Here is a 26,813-nt window from a genome sequence, read left to right as displayed (position 1 = left end):
GCCGCGTGTCGCGCCCGGCTCAGCGGGTGAGAAATGCGCCCCGGCGCGGATTCTGGCAGGTCAAGTCATCCGAATGGCTCTGTCTGTTCTCCTTGCGGAAGCTTTAGCGTCGGCCCGTGGCCATGACGCACATCGGTGTGCTTGCGACGGTGCTCGTGGGGTCGGTGCTCCTGCCGATCCTCGTGGCCGTCGTCTGCCGCGAGAAGCGGGCCGTGCAGCGGGTGCTCGCCCGCCGCACGCCGGGCTGCCTCACGCCCGCCGACGACGTCACGCTGCGGGTCCTCGACGAATGGATGGGCGCGCCCGCCTGGGCCCCGGTGGCCACGGCCCGGCCCTGCATCGAGGAAGTCGCCGCCGACCTGCGCCGGCTCGGGCGGCAACGGACGAGCGGGCCGTCCTGCGGATCGGTGCGGTGGCGCGATGCCGTGCTGCGCGCCTATGACGACCGGTTGTCGCTGGCCAGCGAGGCCCTGGGGGTGCGACACCGGCTCTCCGCCCTGGACGGGTGGGATCTGGAGCTGGAGCGTCTCCGGGTCGAGGAGGAGCTGCAGGCCGCGGGCATCAAGCTGCGCTGACCGTGCGATCGTGGAGCGATGCGGTTGTTCGTGGCTCTCTACCCGCCGGAGGAAGCGCGCCGGCATCTGCGGCAGCACCTGCCCGCCGGCAAGCTCACCCCGGTCGAGAAGTGGCACGTCACGCTGGCCTTCCTCGGCGAGGTGGCGGAGGCGCGCCTCCCGGCCCTGCGCGCGGCCGTCGCCGGAGTGGACGTCCCGCGCGGCCGGGAGTTGCGGTTGCGCGGCGGCGGGGACTTCGGGCGCCGGGTCACGTGGGCCGGGGTCGAGGGCGAGCTGGACGATCTGGCCACGGCCGTGCGGGACGCGGTGGAGCTGAGCGACCCGCGGCCCTTCGTGCCGCATCTCACCGTCGCCTACGGCCATGACGACGCCTTGAGCGCGGCCCTCGCGGACTATGCCGGGCCGGTGTGGCCGGTGCGGGAGATCGCCCTCGTCCACAGCGACAAGGGCGTCTATCGGACCGTCGGTTAGGAGCTCTCGCGAGCGGCCGGGCCGCCCCCGAAGAGGACATCGTCCCAGCTCGGGAGGCGCTTGCGGGGCTTGGCCGACTCGTCCGACTCCGGCTGCTCGGCGCCCGTGCGGCGCGGGCGCAGCACGGCGAGGCTCGGCACGGCCGGGACCTCCTTGGGCAGGTCGGCGTCGTCGTCGAAGGCCGAGCCGGCCCCGCCGCCGAGGAGGGCGGCAGCGCCCCCGGCGACCGGGCGGCGGGTGGTCTCCTGAGCGGCCGGGCCGAGCGAGCGGCCGGGGCGGTCGCTGTCGAGCGGGCGGTCCAGCGAGGCCAGCAGCGCGTCGCGGCCGGCCCGGATCGGGTCGCGGGTGGGGCGCGGCGCGTCGGTCGCCGGCAGGCCACGGCCCCAGGACGGCTGGTCGGCGCGGGACGGCCCGGGCAGGCCGTGACCGCCGCGCTCGCCCCGCTCGGGGGCGGGCTCCTGACCGAGGATCGGGGTCGGGCGCTCGGCGCAGAGGTATTGCGCCATGTCGTCGTGGGGCGAGACGACCTGGCGGCCCTTGTCGAGGTCCCACATCGCCTGGGCGGTCGCCTTGCCGGACGGCCACGTGGCGACGATGCGCCAGGTGCCGTCGTCGCGGCGGAACGCGTCCCACGAGATCTTCTCGGTGTCGATGCCGTGCTGGGCCAGCCGGCTGTCGACCACCTCGGCCAGCGGCGCGCCCGAGTCGGACGTCTTCAGCCGGGTGCGGCGGGCGTGCTGGGCGAGCATGGCCCGCTCCTGCAGCACCGGGCCCGCATAGCGCAGGACACGGTCGACGGGCACGCCGGCGATGCGGGCGACGTCCTCGGCGGACTCGCCCTGCCGGATGCGCGCCTGGATGTCGCGGGGTGACAGCGACGGCAGGGCGTCCGCTGTGGCCATCGCCACCACGGTGCCTGTCGCGCTGGGCGCGCCGCCCTCATGGTGCAGGGCGCCGCTGACCCGGTCGTCGATGGGCAGGGCGAGGAGCCGGCCGACCTCGTCGGCGAGCACCAGGGCCTGGCCGTCCTCGGAGAGGGCGACGAAGCGTACCGGCCGCATGCGTTGCCTCCGTCCCGTCGCTGGCCTGTCCCGAGAGTCAGCCACCCGGGCGCGTTTCCAGACACCGTACGCGCCTTGGTCACCCTATGGTGGTAAGCCACGCCGTCGTGTTCATTGACCTGCAGAGATGATCTTACGAATTCCCGGGAACCTCTCCCCATCTATACAGGCGGATCGAGCAGGCCACCAGGCCATCAGCCGTTCACCACCCGCCGGCTCTGATATTCGCCGGCCCGGTGCGACGGATATTGGACCAGGTTGTCCGGGACGTCCTCCCAGCTCGAGGCCGGCTCGTAGGCGGGGCGCACCCGGAACTGCCGCCCGTAATCCATCATCCCGTCGATCAGCCGGTCGACGTCCCGCGCCGGTCGCACCACGAGCCGCATGAACTGGCTGGTCATGCCGAGCTTGTTGCCGCACTCCCGGGTGTAGACGCCGTGGTTGGCCACGAGATAGTCGCGCAGCCCGGTCCCGGACCACTCCGTCGGCAGCTTGACCAGGATGAAGTTGCCCTGCGACGGGAAGACCGTCAGTCCCGGCACGCGCTCCAGCTCGGCCCCCATGTCCCGGCGGTCCCGGCTGAGCAGGCGCAGGCTGTCCTCGTACTCGGCCTCGTGGTCTTTGATCATGTAGACCACCTTCTCGGCGAGCGAGTTGAGGTTCCACTTCGGCAGCGCCTTGCCGATCTTGCCGGCGATGGCCGGGTTGGCCATGAGGTAGCCGAAGCGGATCCCGTGCAGGCCGAAGTTCTTGCCCAGGCTCTTGAGCACGACCACGTTGGGCCGGATCACCGCGTCGGGGCCGACCGACGGGTACTGCTCGGCGTCGGAGAAGTCGATGAACGACTCGTCGATGACGACCAGGTCGAGGTCGGAGAGCTGGTCCATGAAGCGCACCACGTCGCGGCGCGGCAGGTAGCAGCCGTCGGGATTGTTGACGTTGCAGACCACGGCCACGCGCGAGCCGCGGTCGCGGATGAAGCCGACGTAGTCGTCCAGGTTGAGCCGGAAGCCGTCCCGCTCCTGCAGCGGGAACATGTCGACCCGCTTCCCCGTCTCCAGCGGCTGGTCGGTCCAGCGGCCGAAGGTGGGGATCGGGATCGCGATGCTCTCCTTGATCAGCAGGTGGTCGATCCACGTGATCAGCTCGGTCGAGCCGTTGGCCATCGCGACCGTCTGCGGGTGCAGGCCGAGCACGCTGGCCAGCTTGTTCGTGATGCTGCCGGAGTCGCTCGGGTAGTACTTCAGGATGGTGCGGAGGTCCCGGGACAGCTCGTCGAACATCTCGGGCGTCGGGAAGTACGGGTTGCACGGAATGCAGAAGTCGACGATCTCCACGCCCTCCCCGGCGCTGCGGGCCAGGTCGAAGTAGGACGCGCTGTGGGCGCCCTTGTGCAGGATGGAGGTGTCGATTCCCGTCCGTGCCATGGCGACTCCGTTTCTCCGGCGACAGTGCCGCCCGTCAGTACGAGCGGCACCGCCGGGAAGTTCAGAGTCGATCAGCGACGAAATCGATGCATCGCGTGAGCGCCTCGACGTCGGCCGGGTCGACCGTCGGGTAGAGCGCCACGCGCAGCTGGTTGCGGCCCAGCTTCCGGTACGGCTCGGTGTCCACGATCCCGTTCGCCCGGAGCACCTTCGCGATCACGGCGGCGTCGACGCCCTCGGCGAAGTCGATCGTGGCGACCGCGTTCGAGCGCAGCGCCGGATCGGTGACGAACGGGGTCGCGTACGAGGAGCGGTCGGCCCAGCCGTAGACGGCCGTGGCACTTTCCGCGCTGCGTTTGGCCGCCCACGCGAGGCCGCCCTGCGCGTTCATCCAGTCGACCTGCTCGGCCGCGAGGAAGACCGTGGCCAGCGCGGGAGTGTTGTACGTCTGCTCGAGCCGGGACTGCTCGATCGCCGTGACCAGGTCGAGGAACTGCGGGATGTAACGGCCCGAGGCCTTGATCTCGTGCGCCCGCTCGATGGCCGCCGGCGACATCAGCGCGATCCACAGCCCGCCGTCGGAGCCGAACGCCTTCTGCGGCGCCAGGTAGTAGACGTCGGTCTGGGTCAGGTCGACGGCGAGGCTGCCGCCGCCCGAGGTCGCGTCGGTGAGGAGCAGCGCCCCGGCATCGGCCCCGGCGACGCGCTGCACCGGCACGGCGACGCCGGTGGACGTCTCGTTGTGCACGCTCGCGTACGTGTCGACGCCCGCCTCGGCGGTCAGGAACGCGGCGCTGCCACCGGGCGCCCGGTGCACGGTCGGGTCGGCGAGGAAGGGGGCGTCGGACACCGCCTTGACGAACTTGGCCCCGAACTCGCCGAACTCGGCGAACTGCGCCTTCTCCCGGACGAGCCCGAAGGTCGCCGTCTCCCAGAACGCGCTGGTCCCGCCGTTGCTGACGATCACCTCGTAGCCGTCCGGAGCGGCGAAGAACTCGGCGATGCCGGCGCGCAGCCGGGCGACCTGGTCCTTGACCGTCCGCTGCCGGTGCGAGGTGCCCAGATAGGTCGTCGCCACCCGGGCCAGCGCCTCGACCCCTTCGGGCCGGACCTTGCTCGGGCCGGAGCCGAACCGTCCGTCGACTGGCTTGAGGTCGTCGGGGATGCGGATCGGATCGGTCACGGGGGGTCCTTCCGAAGGTGACTGGGCAGCTACAGGTTATGCGGGACGGTGTCCCAGCCCTCGACGTCCTGCGGCTTGCGGGGGCTCGGTCCTACATAACGCGCGCTGGGGCGGACGATGCGACCGAGTTTCTTCTGTTCCAGGATGTGAGCGCTCCAGCCGGCGACCCGCGCGCACGTGAACATCGAGGTGAACATGTGCGCCGGCACCTCGGCGAAGTCGAGCACCACGGCCGACCAGAACTCGACGTTGGTGGCGAGGACGCGGTCGGGCTTGCGCGCCTGCAGCTCGGCCAGGGCAGCCCGCTCCAGGGCCTCGGCCACCTCGAAGCGCGGAGCGCCCAGCTCCTTGGCCGTACGCCGGAGCACGCGCGCGCGGGGATCCTCGGCCCGGTAGACGCGGTGGCCGAAACCCATCAGCCGCTCGCCGCGATCGAGGACACCCTTCACGTACCCGTCGGCGTCGCCGCTGCGCTCGACGGCCTCGATCATGTGCAGCACGCGGGAGGGGGCACCGCCGTGCAGCGGGCCGGAGAGCGCGCCGATGCCGGAGGAGATGCAGGCCGCGGCATCGGCGCCGGTGGAGGCGACGATGCGGGTGGTGAAGGTGGAGGCGTTGAGCCCGTGCTCGGCGGCCGAGATGAAATAGGCGTCGACCGCCTTGACGTGCCGCGGGTCGGGTTCGCCACGCCAGCGCCGCATGAACCGCTCGACGATCGTCTGCGCCTTGTCGATGTCCTTCTGCGGCACCGCGGGCAGCCCGAGCCCCCGCGCGGCCTGCGCGATGAAGGACAGCGCGGTCACCGACACCCGGGCCAGATCGCTGCGGGTCTGCTCCGCGTCGATGTCGAGGAGCTGGGACAGCCCCCAGTAGGGCGCCAGCATCGCGACCGCCGACTGCACGTCGACGCGGATGTCGCCCGAGTGCACCGGCACCGGGAAGGGCTCGGCGGGCGGCAGGCCGGGACCGAACCGGCCGTCCACCAGCAGCGCCCAGACACTGCCGAAGGACACCTGACCGATCAGGTCCTCGATGTCGACGCCGCGATAGCGCAGGGCGCCCCCGGCCTTGTCCGGCTCGGCGATCTCGGTCTCGAAGGCGATCACGCCCTCCAGCCCGGGCTTGAAATCAGACACGATGCCTCCCTGCGCCTCGGTGGGTTCATCTTGCCTGAGATACGACTCGCGGAAATGTGCTCTCCGCGACACCTATCCTCGCGGAGGAGCCGCCCGCGTGGAGGCGATCTAGGTTCGTAGGGCGACCCGCAGGAAAAGGAACCTTCGTGACTTCCCACCCACCGTCACCCGATCGGATGCGGCGTGACTACACCGAGCACGGCCCGCTGCTCGAGGCCGATCTCGCCGCGACCTGGCCGGAGCAGTTCGAGCGCTGGTTCGCCGACGCGCTCGGCGCCGGGCTGCCCGAGCCCAACGCCATGATCGTGTCGACCGCGGACGCCGCCGGGCGCCCCAGCTCCCGGACGGTGCTGCTCAAGGGCTACGACGAGCGCGGCTTCGTGTTCTTCACCAACTACGAGTCGCGCAAGGGCGCCGAGGCCGCCGCCAACCCGTTCGCGAGCCTGGTCTTCCCCTGGCACCCGATGCAGCGCCAGGTGCTGGTGAGCGGGGCCGTCGAGCGGGTCGGCCGGGCCGAGACCGAGGCCTATTTCGCCTCCCGGCCGCGCGGGTCGCAGCTCGGGGCGTGGGCCAGCGCGCAGAGCCGGGTCGTTCCGGACCGCAGGACCATCGATGACGCGTACGCCGAAGCCGCCGCCCGTTTCGGCGAGGGTGAGATCCCGGCGCCGCCGCACTGGGGTGGCCTGCGCGTGGTGCCCGCGACGGTCGAGTTCTGGCAGGGGCGCACGAGCCGCCTGCACGATCGGCTCCGCTTCCGGCTCGACGGGCCGCGCTGGGTCGTCGAGAGGCTCAACCCGTGACCCAGGAGCCCGTGGAGGCCGCCGCGCAGGTGACGGCGGAGAAGCAGAAACGCAGCTGGGTCATCGACACGCGGCCGTTGCGCGGGGTCGCGTACAGGCGGATGTGGGTCGGGAACTCGATCTCGTTCTTCGGGTTCCAGTTCACCTCGGTCGCCGTGCCGGTCGAGATGTTCGCGATCACGAACTCGTCGGCGTGGGTCGGGCTGCTCGGCATCGCTGGTCTCGTACCCCTGCTGATCTTCGGGTTGTGGGGCGGCGCCGCCGCCGACGTGGTCGACCGGCGCAAGCTGCTGCTGGCCAGCTCGACGCTCGCCTGGCTCTCCACCGTCGGGCTGCTCGCGCAGGCCCTGCTCCAGGTGCACAGCGCGGTGCTGCTGCTGGTGCTGACCGCGATCCAGTCGGCCGGCTTCGCGGTCAGCTCGCCGACGCGGCAGGCGATCATCCCGCGGATCGTGCCCAAGGAGCTCGTGCCGTCGGCCAACACGCTGAACTACACGGCCACCACGGCCGGTGGCGTGCTCGGGCCGCTGGCCGCCGGGCTCATCCTCGGGGCGTGGTCGACCGATGCGGGCGTCACGGTGGCGTACGCGGTCGATGCCCTGCTCTTCACGATCTCCTTCTGGGCCACCTGGAAGCTGCCGTCGATCCCGCCGATCGAGCACGACGAGTCGGCGGAGAAGCCCAACGCCGGGCTCCGCGGCGTGCTCGTGGGCCTGCGCTTCCTGGTGACCCAGCCGGTGCTGCTGCTCTCCTTCGCGGTCGACATCATCGCCATGGTCTTCGCGATGCCGCGGGCGCTCTTCCCGGAGATCGCCGCGGAGCGCTTCGGCGGCGGCTCGGCGGTCGGCTGGCTGTTCGCCGCGATCGCGCTGGGCTCGGTGGTCGGCGGGCTCACCTCCGGGTGGATCGGCCGGGTGAAGCGGCAAGGTGTGGCGCTCGTCATCGCGGTGGTCGGCTGGGGCGTCGCCATCGGCTTCGCCGGGCTGGCCCACTCACTGTGGCTCATGGTGCTGCTGCTCGCCGTCGGCGGCGCGGCCGACCTGGTCAGCGCGGTCTACCGGCAGTCGATCCTGCAGGTGTACGCCCCGGACAGGCTGCGCGGACGGCTGCAGGGCGTCTTCACGGTCGTGGTCGCCGGCGGCCCCCGGCTCGGCGATCTGCGGGCCGGCGCGACGGCCGACATCACGGGCCCCGCCGCGTCCTGGGCCGGCGGTGGTTTCGTGGCCGCGGGGCTGGCGGTCGTGCTGGCCGCGGCCTTCCCGGCCCTCCTTCGATACCGTCCGCCGTCCGGCGAAGAAGAGAAGGGCTAATCTCTGCCCATGACCAACGTCGTCGCCGCCAAGTCGGGAACCCAGTGGACCATCGAGGCGGAGGGCCACAAGGCCACCGTCGTGGAGGTCGGCGGCGTGCTCCGCGGCTATTCGGCCGGGGACAGGGAGGTCCTCGACGGCTTCTCGCCCGACGAGATGACGCCCGCCTCGGCCGGCACGATCCTCGCCCCGTGGCCCAACCGCATCCGCGACGGGCACTACACCTTCGAGGGAACGACCTACCAGCTGCCGCTGACCGAGCCCGCCCGGCACAACGCCATCCACGGCCTGGTCAACTGGTCGCGCTGGCACCTCGCCGAGCAGACCGCCGACAGCGTCACGCTGGAATACGACCTGCCCGCCCAGACCGGCTACCCGTGGTCGCTGACGCTGCGCACCCGGTGGAGCGTCTCCGCCGACGGCCTGCGCTCCGACCAGGAGGTCGTCAACACGAGCGGCAGCAAGGCGCCGTGGGGCTTCTCGGTGCACCCCTACCTGCAGCTGCCGGGCGTGGCGGTCGACGAGACGCTGCTCCGGGTGCCCGGGCGCAGCAAGATCCTGGCTGACACCCGGCTGCTGCCGATCGGCGCGGTCAAGGTGGCCGGCACGGAGTTCGACTACACCGAGCCGCGCAAGATCGGCGACGCGGTCCTCGACACCACGTGGGGTGACCTGATCCCCGACGAGGACGGCAATTCCTCGGTGACGATCGCGGCGCCCGACGGCAGCCGGTCCGTCACCGTGTGGGGCGACGAGAACTTCAAGTGGTGGCAGGTCTTCACCGGGGACACGCTGCACGGCGAGCGGTTCCGCCGGTCCGTGGCGATCGAGCCGATGACGTGCCCGCCGGACGCGTACCGGTCGGGCCGGGACCTGATCGTGCTGGAGCCGGGCCAGACCTGGCGCGCCTCCTGGGGCGTCCGGCCGGCCGGGAACTAGCCCGTGGAGTTCGACGAGGTCCTCCGCAAGCGCCGGATGGTCCGCAGCTATGACCCGGACCGCCCGGTGCCGCCGGAGCTCGTCGACAAGCTCGTCCGGCACGCCCTGCGCGCGCCGTCGGCCGGTTTCTCCCAGGGCTGGGGCTTCCTGGTCCTCTCGGCGCCGGCCGACCGTGACCTTTATTGGTCAGTCACGTCGTTCGGCCCTTCGCTGGATTCGTGGATGCGGCGGATGCGTCAGGCGCCGCTGCTCATCGTGGCTTTTTCCAACAAGTCGGTCTATCTCGACCGATATGCCGAATCGGACAAGGGCTGGACCGACCGCGACGAGAACCGCTGGCCGGTGCCCTACTGGGACGTCGACACCGGCATGGCGGCGCTGCTGATCCACCTGACGGCCGTGAACGAGGGGCTGGGTTCGCTCTTCTTCGGCGTGCCGGCCGACAAGGTGGGGGCATTCCGGGAGGCTTTTGGCGTTCCGGACGAATTCGCGCCGGTGGGCACCGTGGCGGTCGGCTATCCGGCTCCCGACAAGAGGTCACCGTCACTGCGCCGCGGGCACCGCCCGGTGGACGAAGTGGTGCATCATGGCCGGTGGGCCGGGCGCCCGGTGTCCCCCGGGGATGCTGTCTGACGTCGTCGATACGGCGGCGGCTCGCTAGGCTGACATGCGTATCCGCTGTCCGCCGGGTACGTGGCCGTGACGCGAGACCGGAGGGGAGCGTGCCGTCGTGATCTTCAGAGCGGTACGGGACGGAGCGCCGTACCCCGAGCATCACACGACGCTGAAGGCCTGGGCGGAGATCCCGCCGCGGCCGATCCGGCTGGCCGATCTGATCACCACCAAACGCGAGCTGGCCCTCGACAAGCTGCTCGCCGAGGACTCGACCTTCTACGGCGACCTGTTCCCGCACGTGGTGGAGTGGAACGGCGCGCTCTATCTCGAGGACGGGCTGCACCGGGCGCTGCGGGCCGCGCTGCAGCAGCGCAACCAGATCCACGCGCGAGTGCTGGTCATCGATTAATTTGGGGGCATGTCCTCCCTCGACCTGCTCGATCTCGACGATCTGCTCACCGATGAGGAACGCGACATCCGGGCGGTGACCCGGCGTGTCGTCGACGACCTGGTGCGACCCCGCGTGGCCGACTGGTTCGAGCGCGGGACGGTGCCCGTCCGCGAGCTCGCCCTCGAGTTCGGCAAGCTCGGCCTGCTCGGCATGCATCTGACCGGGTACGGGTGCGCCGGCGCGACCGCCGTGCAGTACGGCCTGGCGTGCCTGGAGCTCGAGGCGGCCGACTCGGGCGTGCGCTCGCTGGTGTCCGTGCAGGGGTCGCTGGCCATGTACGCGATCTGGAAGTACGGCAGCGAGGAGCAGAAGCAGCGCTGGCTCCCGGGCATGGCGGCCGGCGAGCTGATCGGTTGCTTCGGGCTGACCGAACCGGATCACGGCTCCGACCCCGGGAACATGGCCACCCGGGCGCGGCGCGACGGCTCTGACTGGGTGTTGTCCGGCGGCAAGATGTGGATCACCAATGCGCCGATGGCCGACGTGGCCGTGATCTGGGCGCGTTCCTCCGACGACGGCGTGCTCGGCTTCACGGTGCCGACCTCGACACCCGGATTCTCGGTTCGTTCGGTTGAGCGGAAACTGTCGCTGCGCGCCTCCGCCACCGGGGAGATCACGCTCGACGAGGTGCGGGTCCCCGCGGAAGCGCAGCTCCCGCTGGCCGCCGGCTTGAAGGCGCCGCTGTCCTGCCTCACGGAAGCCCGATTCGGCATCATCTGGGGGGCTCTGGGCGCCGCGCGCGACTGTCTGGAGACGGCGCTGTCCTATTCACTCAGCCGCGAGCAGTTCGGGCGGCCGATCGCGGGCTTCCAGCTGACCCAGGCGAAGCTGGCCGACATGACCGTCGAGCTGCAGAAGGGCTACCTGCTGGCGCTGCACCTCGGCCGGCGCGCCGACGCCGGGGGACTGCGGCCCGAGCAGGTCAGCGTGGGCAAGCTGAACAACGTGCGCGAGGCGCTCGCGATCGCCCGCGAATGCCGCACGATCCTGGGCGCGAACGGCATCAGCGGGGAGTATCCGGTGCTGCGGCACGCGAACAATCTGGAGAGCGTCCTGACGTACGAGGGGACGTCCGAAGTGCACCAGTTGGTGATCGGGCAGCGGCTGACCGGGCTGAACGCGTTCACGTCCTGAAAATGTCGTACGGGACCTCTACCTTGGGTACCAGAAGGGGACCTACCGCGTGGAGGGGGCGTTCCTGATGGCCGACAAGCCTCAGATCGACGAGCCGACCAAGGAGTGGCCGGCCGCCGTGGAGCCGGCTCCGCCCGCTGACCCGGCGCCGCCCGCCGCCGAGCCGGCCCCGCCGGCCGCGCGGGGCATGAGTGGCTTCGCGCGCCTGCTGATCTTCACGCTCGTGGTGTTCGCGCTGATGGTGGCGGCCTGCCTCGGCCTGCGCGCGGTCAATGTGCTGCCCAGCTTCGACAACCCGTTCTCCGACAAGACCACCGACCGCAGCCAGCCCGTGCTGCTCCAGTCGATGCGCGACCTGAGCCGCTATGTCGCCGCCGACGGCTCCTTCCAGGTCATCGTCGATCTCCAGGAGAACAAGGAGAACATTCCCGACTTCCTGGTCAACCAGCGCACGCTCTTCGTCGGGGCGGGCACGGTCGAGTCCTACGTCGACTTCAGCAATCTCGCGACCGACGCGCTCACGGTCGACGAGGCGAACAAGAAGGTCACGATCAAGCTGCCGCCGCCGGCCCAGGGCGAGGCGGCCCTCGACATGCAGCGCAGCTATGTGGTGGCCGAGGAGCGCGGGCTGCTCAACCGGATCGGCGACGCCTTCAAGAGCGACCCGGGGCAGCAGCAGCGGGTCTACCAGATGGCGCAGCAGCGGATCACCGAGGCGGCCCGGGCCAGCGGCCTCGACCAGCGCGCCCGGGAGAACACCGAGAAGATGCTGCAGAGCTTGTTCGGGCGGCTGGGCTACACGACGGTGACGGTCGAGTTCGCCAACCCGTGACCCGCGAACGCCCCGCGGCCGGATCGGGGCCGCGGGGCGTGATTCGGTCAGGAGCGGCGGCGGGACAGGCGGTCGGTGGTCAGGGTGGCCGCGGCCAGGAGGGCGGCGGCGACGGCCAGGTGGGTGACGAGGGCGGGCAGCAGGGCGGCCGGCGGGCGGGCGGTGCTCAGCAGTTTGAGCATCGGGTTGATCGGCGACAGCCCGGGCGTCAGCGGGATCGCGCCGATCACCAGCAGGGCCAGCAGAAGCGACCAGCCGGGCCGGGGCACGAGCAGGCGGGAGCAGAGCAGGCCGACCGCTACGCCGGTGCAGAGCGAGGTCGCCTGGGCCAGGACGCCCGCGAACACGGCGGCCGGCGTGACGAGGTGGTCGCCGGCGACGATCGGGAAGACGGTGCCCACGAGCAGGAGGGCGAAGCCGGCCAGGAGGGCGAGAGTCGTCTCCGCAGTGAGCAAGCGACCCGGGCCGCCCGCCGTGACGATGCTGACGGCCCGGCGAGTGGGGTCCTCCTGGTTGAGGACGGTGATCGTGAGCCAGCAGGCGGCCACCAGAAGGCTGCCCGCGACCACGACATAGCTGCCGGTCAGCGGGCCGATGTCGTTGACGGTGAAGATCGACAGGACGCTCAGGTGCAGCAGCACCGGCGCCAGATAGCGCTGGCCGTGGAGCATGGCCGCCAGCTGGAAGCGGACCAGCGCGATCATGGGCGGGCCACCGACGTCACGGACCAGCCCGCGGCCAGGGCGGCGGCCAGCACCGCGTCGACGTGGGCGTCCTCCACGTCGAGGTCGGCTCCCTGGGCCGTCGGGGCGACAGCGCGAACCCCGGGCCAGTCCGTGGGGCCGCGACCGGTCAACCGGATCCGGGCCGGCGACGACACGGCCGCGCGCCGGTGAAGGGCGCCGTCCACCAGGGCGTACGAGATCGTGGCCAGGCCGTGCGTACCCGATCGGTGGTCGGTGAGCAGCACCGCGGCGCCGGTGTCGCGGACCTCGCGCAAGATCGCAGCCAGCTCGGCGTGGGCCGCGGTGTCGAGGCCGGACCACGGCTCGTCGAGCACCAGCAGCGCCGGCGGGGCCATGAGCGCCTGGGCGAGAGCCACCTTCTGCGCGTTGCCCTTCGACAAGGCGCGTATCGGCGTGTGCGGGCCACCGGCCAGCGCCAGACGGTCGAGCAGCTCGTGCGCGCGCCGCGTCGACGCCCGGCCGCCGAGCCCGCGGATCCGGCCGACGTGGGTGAGGTAGGCCGCCGACGACATGGCGTCCGTGCTGGTGAAGCGGTCGGGGACATAGCCGGTGACGGGCGGGATGCCGCTCACCGTGCCCCGGGTCGGGCGCGAGGCCCCGGCGGCCACGCGCAGCAGCGTGGACTTCCCGGCGCCGTTGCCACCGGCGACGTGAACGATCTCGGCGGCGGGCAGGGTCAGGTCGACGCCGGAGAGGATCCAGCGGCCCCGGCCGTATCGCTTGCTGACCTGTCGCAGCCGCACCGTCACAGGGGCCAGCATGCGACGTCGGTGCCCCGGGGCGTGTCCCCCGGAACGCGACATTCAGCGGGATTCGTAGAGCAGGCCGGCCTCCGTGGCGAGGACGGCCAGCTGCGTACGGTCCCGCACGTCCAGCTTTGCGAACATCCTGCTCAGATACGTCCGTACGGTCTCGGGGCTGAGAAACAACGCGGCGGCGATCTCCTGGTTCGAGTGGCCGCGGGCGACGAGCCGGGCGACCTCCAGCTCGCGCCCCGACAGCACGACGCGGGCGAACTCGTGCCGGCGGGCGCGCGGGCGCGGGGCGAACTGCCCGACGAGCCGGGTCGTGACCTCCGGGGCGAGCGTGGCGTGACCGACGTGGACCGTACGCACGGCGTGCAGCACCTCGGCCGGCGCCGCGTTCTTCAGGAGGAAGCCGGCGGCACCCAGGGCGAGCGCCTGGTGCACGTACTCGTCGAGGTCGAACGTGGTGAGCATGATGACCCGCGTCGCCGTCCCGGCCAGGATCTCGCGGGCCGCCGTGAGCCCGTCCGCCCCGGGCATCTGGACGTCGAGCAGGGCCACCGCGGGCCGGAGCGCAGCGACCAGCCGGGCCGCCTCGTGCCCGTCGGCGGCCTCCCCGAGCAGGCGGAAGCCGTCCGTACGGGAGAAGAGCTTGCGATAGGCCGCCCGGAAGCCGGGGTCGTCGTCGGCGAGGAAGACGCTGATCATCGCGGCAGCCGCGCCCGGACCTCGAAGCCGCCGCGCGGATGGTTGCGCCACGTCACCGTGCCGCCCGCCAGCGCCGCCCGCTCGCGCATGCCGAGCAGGCCGAAGCCGGCCTCTCCGGCGAAGCCCGGCCCGTCGTCCCGGACCGCGATCTCCACCCAGCCCGATTTGTCCCGGACGTCGACCCGGCACGCGGCGCCCGGAGCGTGCCGGACGACATTGCTCAACGACTCCTGCACGATGCGACAGGCGGCCGGGCCGAGCGGCTGGGACAGGCGAACGCGCGCGTCGAGCACCAGCCCGGCGCTGCGGGCGGTGGACAGCAGATCGTCGAGCCGAGCCGGCGCGCGCAGGCCCCGGACCAGCGTCTGCACCTCGGTCAGCGCGGCGCGGGCGTGGCTCTCGATCTCCGCCAGGGTGTCGCGCATCTCGTCGCGGCCGGCGTCCGGCAACGCCCGGGTGACGCCCGCCTCGGCGCCGATGACCCCGAGGGCGTGCCCGACGACGTCGTGGACCTCGCGCGCCAGGGCCAGGTGCACCTGCGCGCGCTCGGCCTCGCGGGCCGCGGCGACCTGCCGTCCGATCGCGGTCCCGAGGAGCCACGCGACGGTCAGGGCGACGACGGACAGCAGGGCCTGGCGGCCGAGCCCGTCCGGATCGCCGGTGGGGACCGCGGCCACGACCCCGAGGCCGGTGGCGAGCACCACGAGCAGGGGGAGCGGGTGCCGGACCGGCCGGGCCAGGGCCAGGGTGAAGAGACACCAGGCGGTGGCCAGCATCGGGTCGCGGCACAGGCCGAGCACGGCGCCGAGCCCGGTCGCCGCCGCGGCGACCAGGGTGGCCAGGCCGGGGCGGCGGCGGTGCAGCACCACGGCCGCGCCGGTGGCGACGGCCAGGATCACGCCGGAAAGGGGACTGCCCGCGGCATGAGCCGCGGGCAGCCAGAAGATCGCTGTGACGAAGACCGCTACAGCCGTGTCGAGCAGGGTTCGCCGAAGCACGGCAGAAACGGTAACGCAGCGGTCACTCGTTGGGCAGGACGATCCAGAGCGCGAGGTAGATGAGGAACTGCGGGCCGGGAAGCAGGATCGACAGGACGAAGATCAGCCGCATCACCCCGGACGACATGCCGAAGCGGCGGGCCAGTCCGGAGCACACTCCCGCGATCCATCGGTCGTCACGGGGCCGGGCCAGTCGGCGGGCGGTCATCTGTAGCTCACTCCTTCAGCTGGGCTGCTTTCCACGGTATGCACCCGTTTCCACCCCTGGATCAGTCGCGAGGGGGAGAAGACGGCTCACGTTCCCGTAAGGGCTCCCCGTACCCGAGCGGAAGGCACTGTTAACATCGGGGCAAATTCCGCCCCCTACTCTCTGCCACTTCGGGCGGTCTATAACGTGGGAGGGGTGCCTCGGTGACGCTCGCCGTGTTGTGCGGGAGCGCCGGCAACGATCTCAGTCCGGAGGCCGCTCGGTCGCTGGCCGACGGGCTCGAGGCCGCGTTGGTGTCAGCGGGGGCCTCGCGGGTGATCCGTCTCGGCAATTCCGACATGATCGGGCAGATCGGCGAGCTGGCGCGGTCGTCCGAGCCGCTGCTCCTCTGCGCCGACGACCTGGTCGCTCACCCCAGTCTCCTGTGGACCTTGGCCACCGAGCCCGCCGGTCGCAGCACGGCTCTGGTCGCCGCCACGGAGAGTGGCGACGGCGGTGATCTTCGTGAGGAGCGCGGGCGCCTGGTGCCGGCGACCGACGGACCCACCCGCTTCCTCGGCGCGCTCTACGTCTCGGCGGCCGACCTCCCTCTGGTGATCCGGGCCACCGAGGCCGCCCGGAGTGCCGGGAGCACCGATCTGCTGACCCGGGCGCCCAGCGCGGTCGACGCCCTGCTGCCCGCGCTGCTCGACGCCGGGCTGGTGCCGCTGGCGACCCGGGTGCGCCTGCTGCGGGCCGAGCGCGTGCACACCGACGCCGGCCTGGCCGCGGCGCTCGCCTCCGTCGCCGAGGTGGACGAGGACAAGGCCCTGCTGCGCCTCGCGGTGAAGGAGAAGGACGACTTCTTCACCACGTACGCGGTCAGCAGCTGGTCACCGCTCGTCACGAAGCTGTGCGCCCGCCTGCGCCTGACGCCAAGTGGTGTCACCGCGGTGTCCGTGCTCTTCACCGTGGTCGCGGCGCTGCTCTTCTGGCAGGCGTCCCGCTCCGCCCTCGTGGCCGGCGCCGTCCTGCTCTATCTCGGCTTCGTGCTCGACTGCGTCGACGGCCAGCTGGCCCGTTACACCCGCAACTTCGGGGCGTTCGGCGGGTGGCTCGACACCATGGCCGACCGCTTCAAGGAGTACATCGTCTATGCCGGTCTCGCCGCGGGCGCCGACCGGATGGGCCTCGACTTCGCGTGGCCGATGGCGATCGCCGCGATTCTGCTCCAGACCGTCCGGCACATGACCGACACCTGGTACGGCGCGCTGCACGACGAGGCAGCCGCGCGGCAGGTGGTCGGGACGGCCGGCAACGCCGACGCCGGTGGCGGCATGGGCGCCCGGCTCAGCCGCGCGTCGAACAAGGTGCAGGCGGACACCGGCTCGATCGCGTACTGGCTCAAGCGGATCGTGGTGCTCCCGATCGGCGAGCGCTGGGCGCTGCTCGGGGTCGCGGCGGCGGTCTTCGACGGCCGAATCGCCCTGGCCGCCCTGCTCGTCTGGGGGGCGCTCGCTTTCGCGTACACCCTGGGTCTGCGGTCTCTGCGCTCGGTCTCGATGCGCGTCGGCGTGCTCAGCACGGTCGACACCTCGCGCCACCGCGACGACGGCCGGCTGGTCCGCGGCACGCTGAGCGCCGCCAACCTCCCGGGCCCGCTGCTGGGCGCGACCGTGGCGGCGCTCGCGGCGCTGGCCGTGGTGGCGCTGCGGCCCGAGGGCACCGGCTTCGAGGTGGGCGGCTTCGACCTCGTCCGGGCCGGCGGGGCCGCGCTCTGGCTCCTGCCCGCGCTCGTGGTGGCCTTGGTCGCCGCCGGCGGGACGGCCCGGGCCGCGCACAACGGCCCGCTCGACTGGCTCGTGCCCGCGGCGCTGCGGGCCCTGGAATATCTCTTCGTGGTGGCCGTCGGCATGATCTGCGACGTGCCGCCGCCCGTGGTGTTCGCGCTGCTCCTCGTGCTGGCGCTGCACCACTACGACCTGACCGCCCGGATGGAGAAGGGCGCCCCCGACCCGCACGCCAAGCGCGCGCTGCTCGGGTGGGACGGCCGGGTCGTCCTGCTGGTGTTCTTCGCACTGGCAGGCGTCGCCGCCCCCGGGGAGCTGCTGCTCGCCGTGGTCGTCGGCGTGCAGTTCCTCACGGGGGCCGTAATCGACTGGCGCTCCGGAGGAAGCCGATGACCCTGCTCAGTGTGGTCCTGCCCGTCTACAAGGTGCAGGGATACCTGCGCCAGTGCCTGGACTCGCTGCTCGAGCAGCACTTCACCGACTTCGAGATCGTCGCCGTGGACGACTGCTCGCCCGACAACAGCGGCATGATCCTCGCCGAGTACGCGGCCCGCGACCCCCGCGTCCGCGTCGTCACGCTGGCCGAGAACGCCGGCCTGGGCCACGCGCGCAACGCCGGCCTCGACCACGCGATCGGCGAGTACGTGTGGTTCGTCGACAGCGACGACTGGCTGGCCCAGGGCACGCTCACCGCGGTGTCGGACAAGCTCGCGGCCACGCGGCCCGACGTGCTGGTCCTCGGCTACGACCGGGTGAACTGGGACGGGCGGGTCACCGTGCCCGCCGCGGCCCGGATCCTGACCGATGCTCCCGCGACCTTCTCGGCCCTGGAGTACCCGCCGATCCTCGAGGTGCTGCACGTCGCGTGGAACAAGGTCGTCCGCCGCGACCTGCTGCTCCGGCTCGGCCTGCGGTTCGAGACCGGCTGGTACGAGGACGTCTCCTACACGTTCCCGCTGATGGCCGCGGCCGAGCGGATCAGTGCCCTGGGCCGGATCTGCGTGCACTACCGGCAGCGGCGCACGGGGGCGATCACACGCACCCTGGACGACCGGCACTTCGAGATCTTCGACCACTGGGGCCACGCGATGGCCCTGGTCGACAAGTTCGCCGGGGAACGGGCCGAGGCGCTGCGCCCACTCATGTTCCAGCGCATGATGTGGCACTACCTCGTCGTGCTCAAGAACAACCAGCGGGTCAAGAAGGCGTCCCGTGAGCGCTTCTTCGCCCGCATGGCCGAGGACTACAAGCGCTACAAGCCCGCTTCCGGGTACGCCGTGACGGGCCGAGCCAACACGCTGAGGCACCGGGCCATCGCGCAGGGGTCGTTCAAGGGCTACCGGAACGTCATGCGCACCCAGCGCGTCGTCCGGCTGACCCGGAAGGCGAGGAACGCGCCGCTGACCCGGGCCAAGCGGGTCGCCAAGAAGGGGCGCGACTCGCTGCTCCGCGCGTACTACAAGCTCCAGCTGCGGCAGCCGATCGACCAGAACCTCGCGCTCTACGCCGCGTACTGGTATCGCGGGGTGACCTGCAATCCCGCCGCGATCGCCCGGAAGGCCGCGGAGATCGCGCCCGGCATCCGCAACGTGTGGGTGGTCGGCAAGGGCCGCGCGAAGAACGTGCCGCCGGGCGTCGACTATGTGGTCGCCGGCAGCCCGGAGTACTACCGGGCGCTGGCCCGGGCGCGCTATCTGGTCAACAACGTCAACTGGCCCAACTGGGTGGTCAAGCGCGAGGGCACCACGCACGTGATGACCCACCACGGCACGCCGCTCAAGATGATGGGCATGGATCAAGCCGACCACCCGGCGGCGGCCAAGGACCAGAACTTCGAGGCGCAGATGCGCCGGGCGGACCGCTGGGACTTCAGCGTCACCGCCAACGCGCACACCACGATCGCGTGGGAGCGGGCCTACCCGTGCCGGCACGAGACGCTCGAGGTCGGCTATCCCCGCAACGACCGGCTGGTCACGGCGTCGGAGGAAGAGGTCGCCGCGCTGCGGGCCAAGCTGGGCATCCGGCCGCACGAGCGCGCGATCCTGTACGCCCCGACGCACCGCGAGTGGCTGCCGGCGGGCCGCCAGGTGCTCGACGTCGAGGCGCTCGCCGACCGGCTGGGCCCCGACACCGTCCTGCTGGTCCGGTCGCACTACTTCTACGTGGCGGCGGACCACCAGGCGCAGCAGTCGCGCGGGCGGATCGTGGACGTGTCGGCGTACCCGATCGTCGAAGATCTCTATCTCGCCGCGGACGTGATGATGACCGACTACTCGTCGGCGATGTTCGACTATGCGGTGCTCGACCGGCCGCTGGTCGTCTTCGCGCCGGACTGGCAGGTCTACCAGGAGCTGCGCGGGGTGTACTTCGACCTCATGGAGCTGCCGCCCGGCACGGTGGCCACCTCCTTCGACCAGCTGGCCGACGTCTTCCTGACGGGGGAGTATGCCGGGCCGGCCGCCGCGGCGCAGCGGGCCCGCTTCCGGGCGAAGTTCTGCTACCTCGACGACGGCAAGGCCGCCGAGCGGGTCGTCCGCCGGGTCCTGCTGGGGGAGAAAGCTGCCTGACAGCAAATATTGACACTGGCCGTTCATCCGATGGCATTCGCCGACGTGGATGGTCACGCTAGGCCATCTCGCACCTCACCCTCGGAGGTCGGCGGTGGCAACCGTTGCGCTCAAGGACGTCACGAAGGTCTGGCCCGACGGCACGGTCGCTGTCGACCGGGTCGGCCTCGACGTGCACGACGGCGAGTTCATGGTGCTCCTCGGCCCCTCGGGCTGCGGGAAGTCCACCGTCCTGCGCATGATCGCCGGTCTCGAGGACCCGACGGCCGGCGACATCCTGCTCAACGGCGCCCCCGTGCACGACGTCGCGCCCCGGGACCGGCAGATCGCCATGGTCTTCCAGGACTTCGCGCTCTATCCGCACATGACGGTCGGCGGGAACATCGGCTTCCCGCTCAAACTGTCCGGTGTGGAGTCCGGCCCGCGCGACGAGCGGATCCGGGACATCGCGGGCGCCCTGGGCATCTCCGACCTGCTCGGCCGCAAGCCCGCCCAGCTCTCCGGCGGCCAGCGGCAGCGGGTGGCGATGGGCCGGGCGATAGTCCGCCGGCCCGGGCTCTTCCTCATGGACGAGCCGCTCTCCAATCTGGACAGCGGCCTGCGGGCCGAGCTGCGCAACGAGATCAGCGGGCTGACCCGCGAGCTCGGCGTCACCACGATGTACGTGACGCACGACCAGGCCGAGGCGCTGACCATGGCCGACCGCGTGGCGATCCTGCGGCGGGGGGTCCTGCAGGACGTGGGTACGCCCACCGAGGTGTACGGGCGCCCGGCCACCCTCTACGTCGCGGCCTTCCTCGGCTCGCCCCGGATGAACCTGCTCGAGGCGACGGTGCACGTCCACCTCGACCGTTACATCGCCCTGCACCTCGGCACCCAGGCGCTCTACCTGCCGTGGCACGACCTGCGCGCCCGGGCGATCTCGCACTACCACGGCGAGCGGATCGTGCTCGGGGTGCGCGCGGAGGCGCTGACGCCGGTGACCCCGGACAGCCCGGGTGATGTGCTGCACGGCCGGATCCGCTACCTCGAGCATCACGGGCACGAATCCCTCGCGTACGTGGACATCGGGGCGACCGCGGTCGTCGTGGACCAGCTGGGAGCCGGGGCCGCCGAGCAGCCGCCGTCCGGGGGTGCGATGCGGCGGCTCGGAGACGTCGTGCAGCGGCTCAAGCGGCGGACCGGTCAGGTCTCGCCTTCGCCGGTGGAGGAGGCGTCGGTGCTCAGCGACGAGGGGCGGCATTCCCGGCGTACGGCGGAACTGGCCGTGCGGCTGGCGCCCTATCCGGCCGTGGCGCCGGGGCACCCGCTGGCCGTGCACGTCCGGCTGGACTCGTTGCACTTCTTCGACGGCCGCGGCGACCGGATCGACGTCGGCCGACGCTGATCGTTGTCTGGTTTGTCGCGGAAAGAGGGCTCGGAGGGCTGCCACGACGGTGGCACAGAGCGTAGGCTGCACGGCGGTGGAGGACAGCGTCGGACAGAATGTGCTGCGTCCGGCTCCGGGCAGGGAGTCGCCGGACGTCGATGCGTCGTGGCGGCAGACCGGTGACGGGCCGCTGCTCGACCGGGTCTTCGGCCAGGACGACATCACGGTGCTCCGGCACGAGGTCCTCGACCGGCTCGGCCGGCTCGCCCTCGGGGACCGCCGGGACGGGTTCGTCCTCGCCGTCAACGAGGTGATCACCAACGTCGTCCTGCACGGCGGGGGCGGCGGACGGCTCGTGCTGGCCCTCACGGCCGGGGATCTCTGGTGCACGATCACCGACTCGGGGCCGGGCATTCCGGAGGAGTTCCAGCGGCCGCCCGAGGTGCCGGAGGCGTTCGACGTCGGCGGGCGGGGCATCTGGCTGGCGTACCAGCTGTGCGACGAGGTCACGATGGCGACCGGGCCGATCGGGACAACTATCGGACTGAAAATCGGTTTAATGACCTCCCATACCGCGTCTGACCTGGTAAACGGGCCGTCCGCGACGGCCTGACCCACGCGGGAAACGCCGTGGAAACCTCGTGCCGGGCTTTCCAGGGTGTCACGCGCGGCGGGCGACTACATTGGTCCAGTGTTCGGACTACCTCCTCACGTGACCACCTGTCTTTTCGATCTCGACGGCGTGCTCACCCAGACCGCCCTGGTCCACAACGCGGCCTGGAAGCAGACCTTCGACGTCTTCCTGCGGCAGTGGTCGGCAGAACATGCCCAGCCGTTCGTGCCCTTCGACTCCGGCGCCGACTACCACAAGTTCGTCGACGGCCGGCAGCGTGCCGACGGGGTCCGCACCTTCCTCGCCTCCCGGGGCATCACCCTGCCCGAAGGCACCCCCGACGACGCGCCCGACGCGGAGACCGTCAACGGGGTCGGCAACCGTAAGAACATCCTGGTTCTGCAGAAGATCCAGGAGGGGGCCGTGCAGGTTTACCCCGGATCTGTCGACTATCTGCGGGCCGTGACCGCGGCCGGCCTGCACCGGGCGGTCGTGTCCGCCAGTGCCAACTGCAAGGACGTGCTCGAGGCGGCCGGCATCGCCGACCTCCTGGAGGTGCGCGTCGACGGCGTCGTCGCCCGGGCGGAGGGCCTGCCCGGCAAACCGGCGCCCGACACGTTCCTCTATGGTGCGAAGCTGCTCGGCGTTCCGCCGGAGAACTGTGCCGTCTTCGAGGACGCCCTGGCGGGGGTCGAGGCGGGCAGGGCCGGCGGGTTCGGCTATGTGATCGGCGTGGACCGGGCCGGTCAGGCCGACGCGCTGCGCGAGCACGGCGCCGACATCGTCGTGCAGGACCTCGCCGAGCTCCTGTAAGACCCCACCCCCCAAAGTCTTATCTTCTCTTCTCACCGCTGAGAGGCACCACCGTGATCCGTGAACGGGCCTACCCCGTCGACCCCTGGCACATCCGGGAGACCCGGCTGGACCTTGACCTGCTGGCCCAGTCAGAGTCGGTCTTCGCCCTGTCCAACGGCCACATCGGCATCCGGGGGAACCTGGACGAGGGCGAGCCGCACGGCCTGCCGGGCACCTATCTCAACTCGTTCTACGAGCTGCGCCCGCTGCCGCACGCGGAGGCCGGCTACGGCTTCCCCGAGTCCGGCCAGACCATGGTCAACGTGACCAACGCCAAGCTGATGCGGCTGCTCGTCGACGACGAGCCGTTCGACGTCCGCTACGGCGAGCTGCGCTCCCACGAGCGCACGCTGGACCTGCGCGCGGGCACGCTCGAGCGGGTCGTCGAGTGGGTCTCGCCGTCCGGCCAGGGCATCCGCGTCCGCACCACCCGCCTGGTGTCGTTCACCCAGCGCGCCGTGGTCGCGTTCCTCTACGAGGTCGAGCCGCTCAACGACACCGCCCGCGTGATCCTCCAGTCGGAGCTGGTCGCCAACGAGCAGCTGCCGATGTCGAGCAAGGACCCGCGCGTCGCCGCCGTGCTCGACCACCCGCTGCAGGCCGAGGAGATGCTGGAGCAGCGCACCGGCGGCATCCTCGTGCACCGCACCAAGGCCAGCGAGCTGCGCATGGCCGCCGCCATGGAGCACCTGGTCGAGGCGCCCGGCAAGCACGCGGTCACCACCGAGGGCCACCCGGACTGGCTGCGCACCACCGTGGCCTGCAAGCTCGAGCCCGGCCAGAAGCTGCGCGTCGTCAAGCTGGCCGCTTACGGCTGGTCGAGCAACCGCTCTCTGCCCGCCGTGCGCGACCAGGTCGGCGCGGCCCTCGCCAGCGCCCGCCTCGACGGCTGGGAGGGTCTGCTCGAGGCCCAGCGCGAATACCTCGACGAGTTCTGGGATCACTCCGACGTCAAGGTCGAGGGTGACCCCGAGGTCCAGCAGGCGGTCCGCTTCGGGCTGTTCCACACGCTGCAGGCCGGTGCCCGTGCCGAGCAGCGCCCGATCGGCTCCAAGGGCCTCAGCGGCCCGGGCTACGACGGTCACACGTTCTGGGACTCCGAGACGTTCGTGCTGCCCGCCCTCACCTACACCCAGCCCTCCGCGGCCGCCGACGTGCTGCGCTGGCGGCACTCGACGCTCGACCTGGCCAAGGAGCGCGCGCAGACGCTCGGCCTGCAGGGCGCGGCCTTCCCGTGGCGCACCATCCGCGGCCAGGAGTGCTCCGGTTACTGGCCGGCCGGCACCGCGGGCTTCCACATCGGCGCCGACATCGCCGACGCGGTCCGCCGCTACGTCTCGGCCACCGGCGACACCGACTTCGAGCGCGAGGTCGGCCTGGAGCTGCTCGTCGAGACCGCCCGGCTGTGGCGCTCGCTCGGCCACCACGACCGGCACGGCCGCTTCCACATCGACGGCGTCACCGGCCCGGACGAATACACGGCCGTGGTCAACGACAACATCTACACCAACCTGATGGCCCAGCAGAACTTCTACGCGGCGGCGGACGCGTGCAAGCGCCACCCCGACCTCGCCCGCAAGTTCGGCGTCGACGACGAGGAGTCCGCCTCCTGGCGCGACGCGGCGGCCGCCGTGCACATCCCGTACGACCGGGAACTCGGCGTCCACCAGCAGTGCGAGGGCTTCACCCGGCTCCAGGAGTGGGACTTCGAGAACACGCCCGCCGAGGCGTACCCGCTGCTGCTCAACTACCCGTACTTCGACCTCTACCGCAAGCAGGTCGTCAAGCAGGCCGACCTGGTCATGGCGATGTACATCCGCGGCGACTCCTTCACCCCGGAGGAGAAGGCCCGCAACTTCGCCTACTACGACGCCCGTACGGTCCGCGACTCGTCGCTGTCCGCCTGCATCCAGGCCGTCCTCGCGGCCGAGACCGGCCACCTCGAGCTCGCGCACGACTACCTGGGCGAGGCCGCCCTGATGGACCTGCACGACCTCCACCAGAACGCCCGCGACGGCGTCCACGTGGCCTCCCTCGCCGGCACCTGGATCTCCCTGGTGGCGGGGCTCGGCGGCATGCGCGACTTCGGCGGCCAGCTCTCCTTCGCCCCGCGCCTGCCCAGCCGCATCAACGCCCTCGAGTTCTCCCTGCTGTGGAAGGGCAAGCGCCTGCGCGTCGAGGTCTCGGCGGACGAGGTGACCTACTCGCTGCGCAACGGGGGAGGCTCGGCCACCCTCGACCTCACCCACCACGGCAAGGAAATCACCGTCACCCAGGTGAAGCCGGTCGTCGTCCCGATCCCGCCGGCCCCGCCGACGGGTCCCGCGCCGGTGCAGCCCGCGGGCCGCGCCCCGGTGCGCCGGGCGGTGTCGCTCTAGGGCCGGCCTCGGGCCCATCGCGGTCGCTCAAGGGCTGGCCCCGGGCCCATCGCGGTCGCTCTAGAGAGCGTCCTCGAACACCTCTCGGGAGCGGGTCACCCAGGCCCGCTCCCGCCGGGTCCACGCCACCATCTCGGCCGGCGCCGGCCCCTTCGCGCCACTCCAGAAGTCCTCGTTGCGCGCGAGGCGCCGGGCGAGATCCCGGGTCGCGTCATGCATGCGCCGCAGCAACACCCCGGCCGCCGCGACCTGGTCGTCGGTCCAGGCGCGCCACTTGGCGGGCACCTCACCGGGCAGGAACGACAAGAAGTCCCGGCCGGCCTCGTCCCATCCCAGACGCCGGGGCGCGCCGTCGAATCCCGCCGCGGCGAACTCGGCGAGCAGCACGGCCGTGAACTCGGACGCCGCCGAGCGCGGCTGCCGCACGGTCGCCCCGATCCGCACGACGCCGGCCGTCATCCGCCCGCCGCTCAAAGCCTCGTCGCCGTCGCCGTCGCCGTCGGACATGTTGCCACTGTAGGACTGCGCTGCGGGGTTTTGTTTTTTGGTTCTTGGGCGCAACCACTCACGCAGGTAGCCGTGCGCGACTCCCGCCGCTGCTGCTCGTGGCGCACACGAAGATGCCGCCCGACCCAGGGGCCGGACGGCATCGACGAGTGAGCAACCGTTAGCGCATCGACAGGTGCACGTGGTTGGTGTGGTCGCTGGACGGGTCGCCGTTGCCGCGTGAGTAGGCCTTCCAGCCGCTGCTCGGCAGCCAGATGCGCTTGAACCAGATCACGTAGAGGACGCCCAGCCGGTCGGCGTTGGCGATGAAGTAGTCGGCCAGGTTGTTGCCGTAGGTGCGGCTGCTGCCGGTGGCGACGCCGCCGAAGCCGGACTTGTCGGCGGCGAAGTCGCAGGCCTTGCCGAGGGGGTGCTCGCCGGTGCTCTGTTCGCGGAAGCAGGCCACGAAGCGGGTGAAGCCGTCCTTCTTGGCCTCCTGCATGGCGTGCAGGGTGCGGGGCGAGATGCAGCCGCTGGTCGTGGGGTCGTTGAGGCTGCACGACTCGCTCGGCAGGGAGCCGTCGGAGTTGCGCGGTGCCGGCTCGGCGCGTGAGGTGTTGTTGCTGCCGGAGGACGAGCTGCCGGACGACGAGCTGTCAGAAGAGGCGGAGGACGAGTCGCTGGACGACGACTCGGCGGCGACCTCGGCGTTGTGGGCCTTGAGCGCGTTCTCGGCCTGGGTCTTGCCCTTGGCCATCAGGTTGACCTGGCGCTGCTGGTTGCGCACCTCGGCGTCGATGGCGGCCTTGGCCTTGGCCTGCTCGTCGCGGGTGTTCTTGAGGTCGCGGATCGCCTTGTCCTGCTTGACGGCGACCTTCTCGAGGGTGTCGACGCGGTCGAGCAGGCTGCTGCTCTCGGACGCCGTGAGCAGCGCGCCGACCGGGCCCAGGCGGCCGGTCTGGTAGGTCTGGCGGACCACGTCGTCGAGCGCGGACTGGCGCGGGCCCAGCTCCTTGTCGAGATCGGCGACCTTGGCGGTGAGCTCCTGCTGGCGTTGCTTGGACTTGGCCAGCGCGTCCTTGGCCTCGACGAACCGCTTCGACGCGGAGTTGAGCGCCTCGACCAGGTCCTTCGAGCCGCCCTCGCCGTCGTCGCCGGAGTCGCCGGGCGCGGCCAGGGGGCCGGGGGCGGCCAGGGCCGGTCCGCCGGGGGCGGCGAGAGCGAGCCCGGTCACGGCCACGAGCGTGGCCAGCGCGGCCGCCAATCGTCGTCGAACGGGGTCGTGCTTCACGTGCGATCCTTCCCGTAAGACCGCCGACCGAGTTAGCTGACGGGTTCGGGACGGAAGTGATCCCTACCGCAGGAGACCTGCGGATTCACCCCATTGTTGCGTTGGGTCCCCGGCTCGCCTGGCGGCGATTGGGCGGCGGCTCCGT

At 71.5% G+C, this 26,813-nt stretch carries 26 protein-coding genes and 1 riboswitch; of the genes, 15 read left to right on the top strand and 11 right to left on the bottom strand.

Annotated features, from left to right (window positions below; genetic code table 11):
* Positions 1-122 precede the first annotated feature (122 nt).
* Positions 123-575: a hypothetical protein gene (locus tag RAN62_RS27435; protein WP_305787863.1), complete on the top strand. Its 453-nt coding sequence runs from the start codon at positions 123-125 to the stop codon at positions 573-575.
* Positions 576-593: 18 nt separating this feature from the next.
* Positions 594-1,046 (top strand): RNA 2',3'-cyclic phosphodiesterase, encoded by a 453-nt coding sequence (gene thpR, locus RAN62_RS27430; RefSeq protein ID WP_305787666.1) that lies wholly within the window; start codon positions 594-596, stop codon positions 1,044-1,046.
* On the opposite strand, the gene sepH is transcribed toward thpR, so the two are convergent.
* The 4 genes from sepH to RAN62_RS27410 all read right to left on the bottom strand — a co-directional run bounded on the left by sepH (position 1,043) and on the right by RAN62_RS27410 (position 5,853).
* Positions 1,043-2,107 (bottom strand): septation protein SepH, encoded by a 1,065-nt coding sequence (gene sepH / locus RAN62_RS27425; RefSeq protein ID WP_305787665.1) that lies wholly within the window; start codon positions 2,105-2,107, stop codon positions 1,043-1,045. The two genes, thpR and sepH, sit on opposite strands and share 4 nt — an antisense overlap.
* A gap of 194 nt (positions 2,108-2,301) precedes the next feature.
* A complete protein-coding gene (locus RAN62_RS27420; RefSeq protein WP_305787664.1) occupies positions 2,302-3,534 on the bottom strand; it encodes a pyridoxal phosphate-dependent aminotransferase in 1,233 nt (410 codons plus the stop codon).
* A 61-nt stretch (positions 3,535-3,595) separates the two neighbouring features.
* Entirely contained in the window at positions 3,596-4,717 is a 1,122-nt protein-coding gene (gene serC, locus RAN62_RS27415) for a phosphoserine transaminase (RefSeq protein ID WP_305787663.1), read from the bottom strand.
* 29 nt (positions 4,718-4,746) lie between these two features.
* On the bottom strand, positions 4,747-5,853 hold the full coding sequence (locus RAN62_RS27410) for a citrate synthase 2 (protein WP_305787662.1): 1,107 nt from the start codon (positions 5,851-5,853) through the stop codon (positions 4,747-4,749).
* Between the two features lie 176 nt (positions 5,854-6,029).
* On the opposite strand from RAN62_RS27410, the gene pdxH reads away from it, so the two are divergent.
* The 7 genes from pdxH to RAN62_RS27375 all read left to right on the top strand — a co-directional run bounded on the left by pdxH (position 6,030) and on the right by RAN62_RS27375 (position 11,934).
* Positions 6,030-6,653, top strand: a complete 624-nt coding sequence (pdxH, locus tag RAN62_RS27405) for a pyridoxamine 5'-phosphate oxidase (RefSeq protein ID WP_305787862.1) — start codon at positions 6,030-6,032, stop codon at positions 6,651-6,653.
* Positions 6,650-7,963: an MFS transporter gene (locus RAN62_RS27400; protein ID WP_305787661.1), complete on the top strand. Its 1,314-nt coding sequence runs from the start codon at positions 6,650-6,652 to the stop codon at positions 7,961-7,963. Before pdxH ends, RAN62_RS27400 begins: the two co-directional genes overlap by 4 nt.
* 9 nt (positions 7,964-7,972) lie before the next feature.
* A complete protein-coding gene (locus tag RAN62_RS27395; RefSeq protein WP_305787660.1) occupies positions 7,973-8,902 on the top strand; it encodes an aldose 1-epimerase family protein in 930 nt (309 codons plus the stop codon).
* Positions 8,903-8,905: 3 nt separating this feature from the next.
* Positions 8,906-9,535 carry a nitroreductase family protein gene (locus RAN62_RS27390; protein WP_305787659.1) on the top strand — a complete coding sequence of 210 codons (630 nt, stop codon included), beginning with the start codon at positions 8,906-8,908 and terminating at the stop codon, positions 9,533-9,535.
* Between the two features lie 97 nt (positions 9,536-9,632).
* Positions 9,633-9,926 (top strand): type II toxin-antitoxin system VapB family antitoxin, encoded by a 294-nt coding sequence (locus RAN62_RS27385; RefSeq protein ID WP_305787658.1) that lies wholly within the window; start codon positions 9,633-9,635, stop codon positions 9,924-9,926.
* 9 nt (positions 9,927-9,935) lie between these two features.
* The gene (locus RAN62_RS27380; RefSeq protein ID WP_305787657.1) at positions 9,936-11,102 is read left to right on the top strand and encodes an acyl-CoA dehydrogenase family protein; all 1,167 of its coding nucleotides are present in this window, start codon (positions 9,936-9,938) and stop codon (positions 11,100-11,102) included.
* Positions 11,103-11,169: 67 nt separating this feature from the next.
* A complete protein-coding gene (locus RAN62_RS27375; protein WP_305787656.1) occupies positions 11,170-11,934 on the top strand; it encodes a DUF4230 domain-containing protein in 765 nt (254 codons plus the stop codon).
* Between the two features lie 47 nt (positions 11,935-11,981).
* Here RAN62_RS27375 and RAN62_RS27370 read toward each other — a convergent pair whose 3' ends face one another.
* From RAN62_RS27370 to RAN62_RS27350, 5 genes are read right to left on the bottom strand one after another with little or no spacing between them, the layout of a single operon-like run.
* Positions 11,982-12,638, bottom strand: a complete 657-nt coding sequence (locus RAN62_RS27370) for a hypothetical protein (RefSeq protein WP_305787655.1) — start codon at positions 12,636-12,638, stop codon at positions 11,982-11,984.
* Complete coding sequence (locus tag RAN62_RS27365; protein WP_305787654.1) at positions 12,635-13,441, bottom strand: ATP-binding cassette domain-containing protein; 807 nt, start codon at positions 13,439-13,441, stop codon at positions 12,635-12,637. Before RAN62_RS27365 ends, RAN62_RS27370 begins: the two co-directional genes overlap by 4 nt.
* A gap of 42 nt (positions 13,442-13,483) precedes the next feature.
* Positions 13,484-14,134 carry a response regulator gene (locus RAN62_RS27360; RefSeq protein ID WP_305787653.1) on the bottom strand — a complete coding sequence of 217 codons (651 nt, stop codon included), beginning with the start codon at positions 14,132-14,134 and terminating at the stop codon, positions 13,484-13,486.
* Entirely contained in the window at positions 14,131-15,132 is a 1,002-nt protein-coding gene (locus RAN62_RS27355) for a sensor histidine kinase (RefSeq protein ID WP_305787652.1), read from the bottom strand. The genes RAN62_RS27360 and RAN62_RS27355 overlap by 4 nt, the downstream gene beginning before the upstream one ends.
* Positions 15,133-15,154: 22 nt before the next feature.
* Positions 15,155-15,340, bottom strand: a complete 186-nt coding sequence (locus tag RAN62_RS27350; RefSeq protein WP_305787651.1) for a PspC domain-containing protein — start codon at positions 15,338-15,340, stop codon at positions 15,155-15,157.
* 203 nt (positions 15,341-15,543) lie between these two features.
* Between RAN62_RS27350 and RAN62_RS27345 the strand changes: the two genes are divergently transcribed.
* From RAN62_RS27345 to RAN62_RS27320, 6 genes are all read left to right on the top strand, one after another.
* A complete protein-coding gene (locus RAN62_RS27345) occupies positions 15,544-17,502 on the top strand; it encodes a DUF5941 domain-containing protein (RefSeq protein ID WP_305787650.1) in 1,959 nt (652 codons plus the stop codon).
* Positions 17,499-19,676 (top strand): bifunctional glycosyltransferase/CDP-glycerol:glycerophosphate glycerophosphotransferase, encoded by a 2,178-nt coding sequence (locus RAN62_RS27340; RefSeq protein ID WP_305787649.1) that lies wholly within the window; start codon positions 17,499-17,501, stop codon positions 19,674-19,676. Before RAN62_RS27345 ends, RAN62_RS27340 begins: the two co-directional genes overlap by 4 nt.
* A gap of 94 nt (positions 19,677-19,770) precedes the next feature.
* Positions 19,771-21,063: an ABC transporter ATP-binding protein gene (locus RAN62_RS27335; protein ID WP_305787648.1), complete on the top strand. Its 1,293-nt coding sequence runs from the start codon at positions 19,771-19,773 to the stop codon at positions 21,061-21,063.
* A 76-nt stretch (positions 21,064-21,139) separates the two neighbouring features.
* A complete protein-coding gene (locus RAN62_RS27330; protein ID WP_305787647.1) occupies positions 21,140-21,658 on the top strand; it encodes an ATP-binding protein in 519 nt (172 codons plus the stop codon).
* Between the two features lie 78 nt (positions 21,659-21,736).
* Entirely contained in the window at positions 21,737-22,471 is a 735-nt protein-coding gene (locus RAN62_RS27325; protein WP_305787646.1) for an HAD family hydrolase, read from the top strand.
* Between the two features lie 53 nt (positions 22,472-22,524).
* Positions 22,525-24,891: a glycoside hydrolase family 65 protein gene (locus tag RAN62_RS27320; protein WP_305787645.1), complete on the top strand. Its 2,367-nt coding sequence runs from the start codon at positions 22,525-22,527 to the stop codon at positions 24,889-24,891.
* Positions 24,892-24,951: 60 nt separating this feature from the next.
* Here the strand turns inward: RAN62_RS27320 and RAN62_RS27315 are convergent, their stop codons facing one another.
* Positions 24,952-25,398, bottom strand: a complete 447-nt coding sequence (locus tag RAN62_RS27315; RefSeq protein ID WP_305787644.1) for a hypothetical protein — start codon at positions 25,396-25,398, stop codon at positions 24,952-24,954.
* Positions 25,399-25,558: 160 nt separating this feature from the next.
* The gene (locus RAN62_RS27310; protein WP_305787643.1) at positions 25,559-26,668 is read right to left on the bottom strand and encodes a coiled-coil domain-containing protein; all 1,110 of its coding nucleotides are present in this window, start codon (positions 26,666-26,668) and stop codon (positions 25,559-25,561) included.
* 6 nt (positions 26,669-26,674) lie between these two features.
* Positions 26,675-26,813: riboswitch (cyclic di-AMP (ydaO/yuaA leader) on the bottom strand.

Origin of the sequence: Symbioplanes lichenis, assembly GCF_030709675.1 — a bacterium.
In the GTDB taxonomy this organism is placed as follows: Bacteria; Actinomycetota; Actinomycetes; order Mycobacteriales; family Micromonosporaceae; genus Actinoplanes; species Actinoplanes lichenis.
Note: the sequence above shows the minus strand (reverse complement) of the source record. Positions and strands in the feature narration are given on the sequence as shown.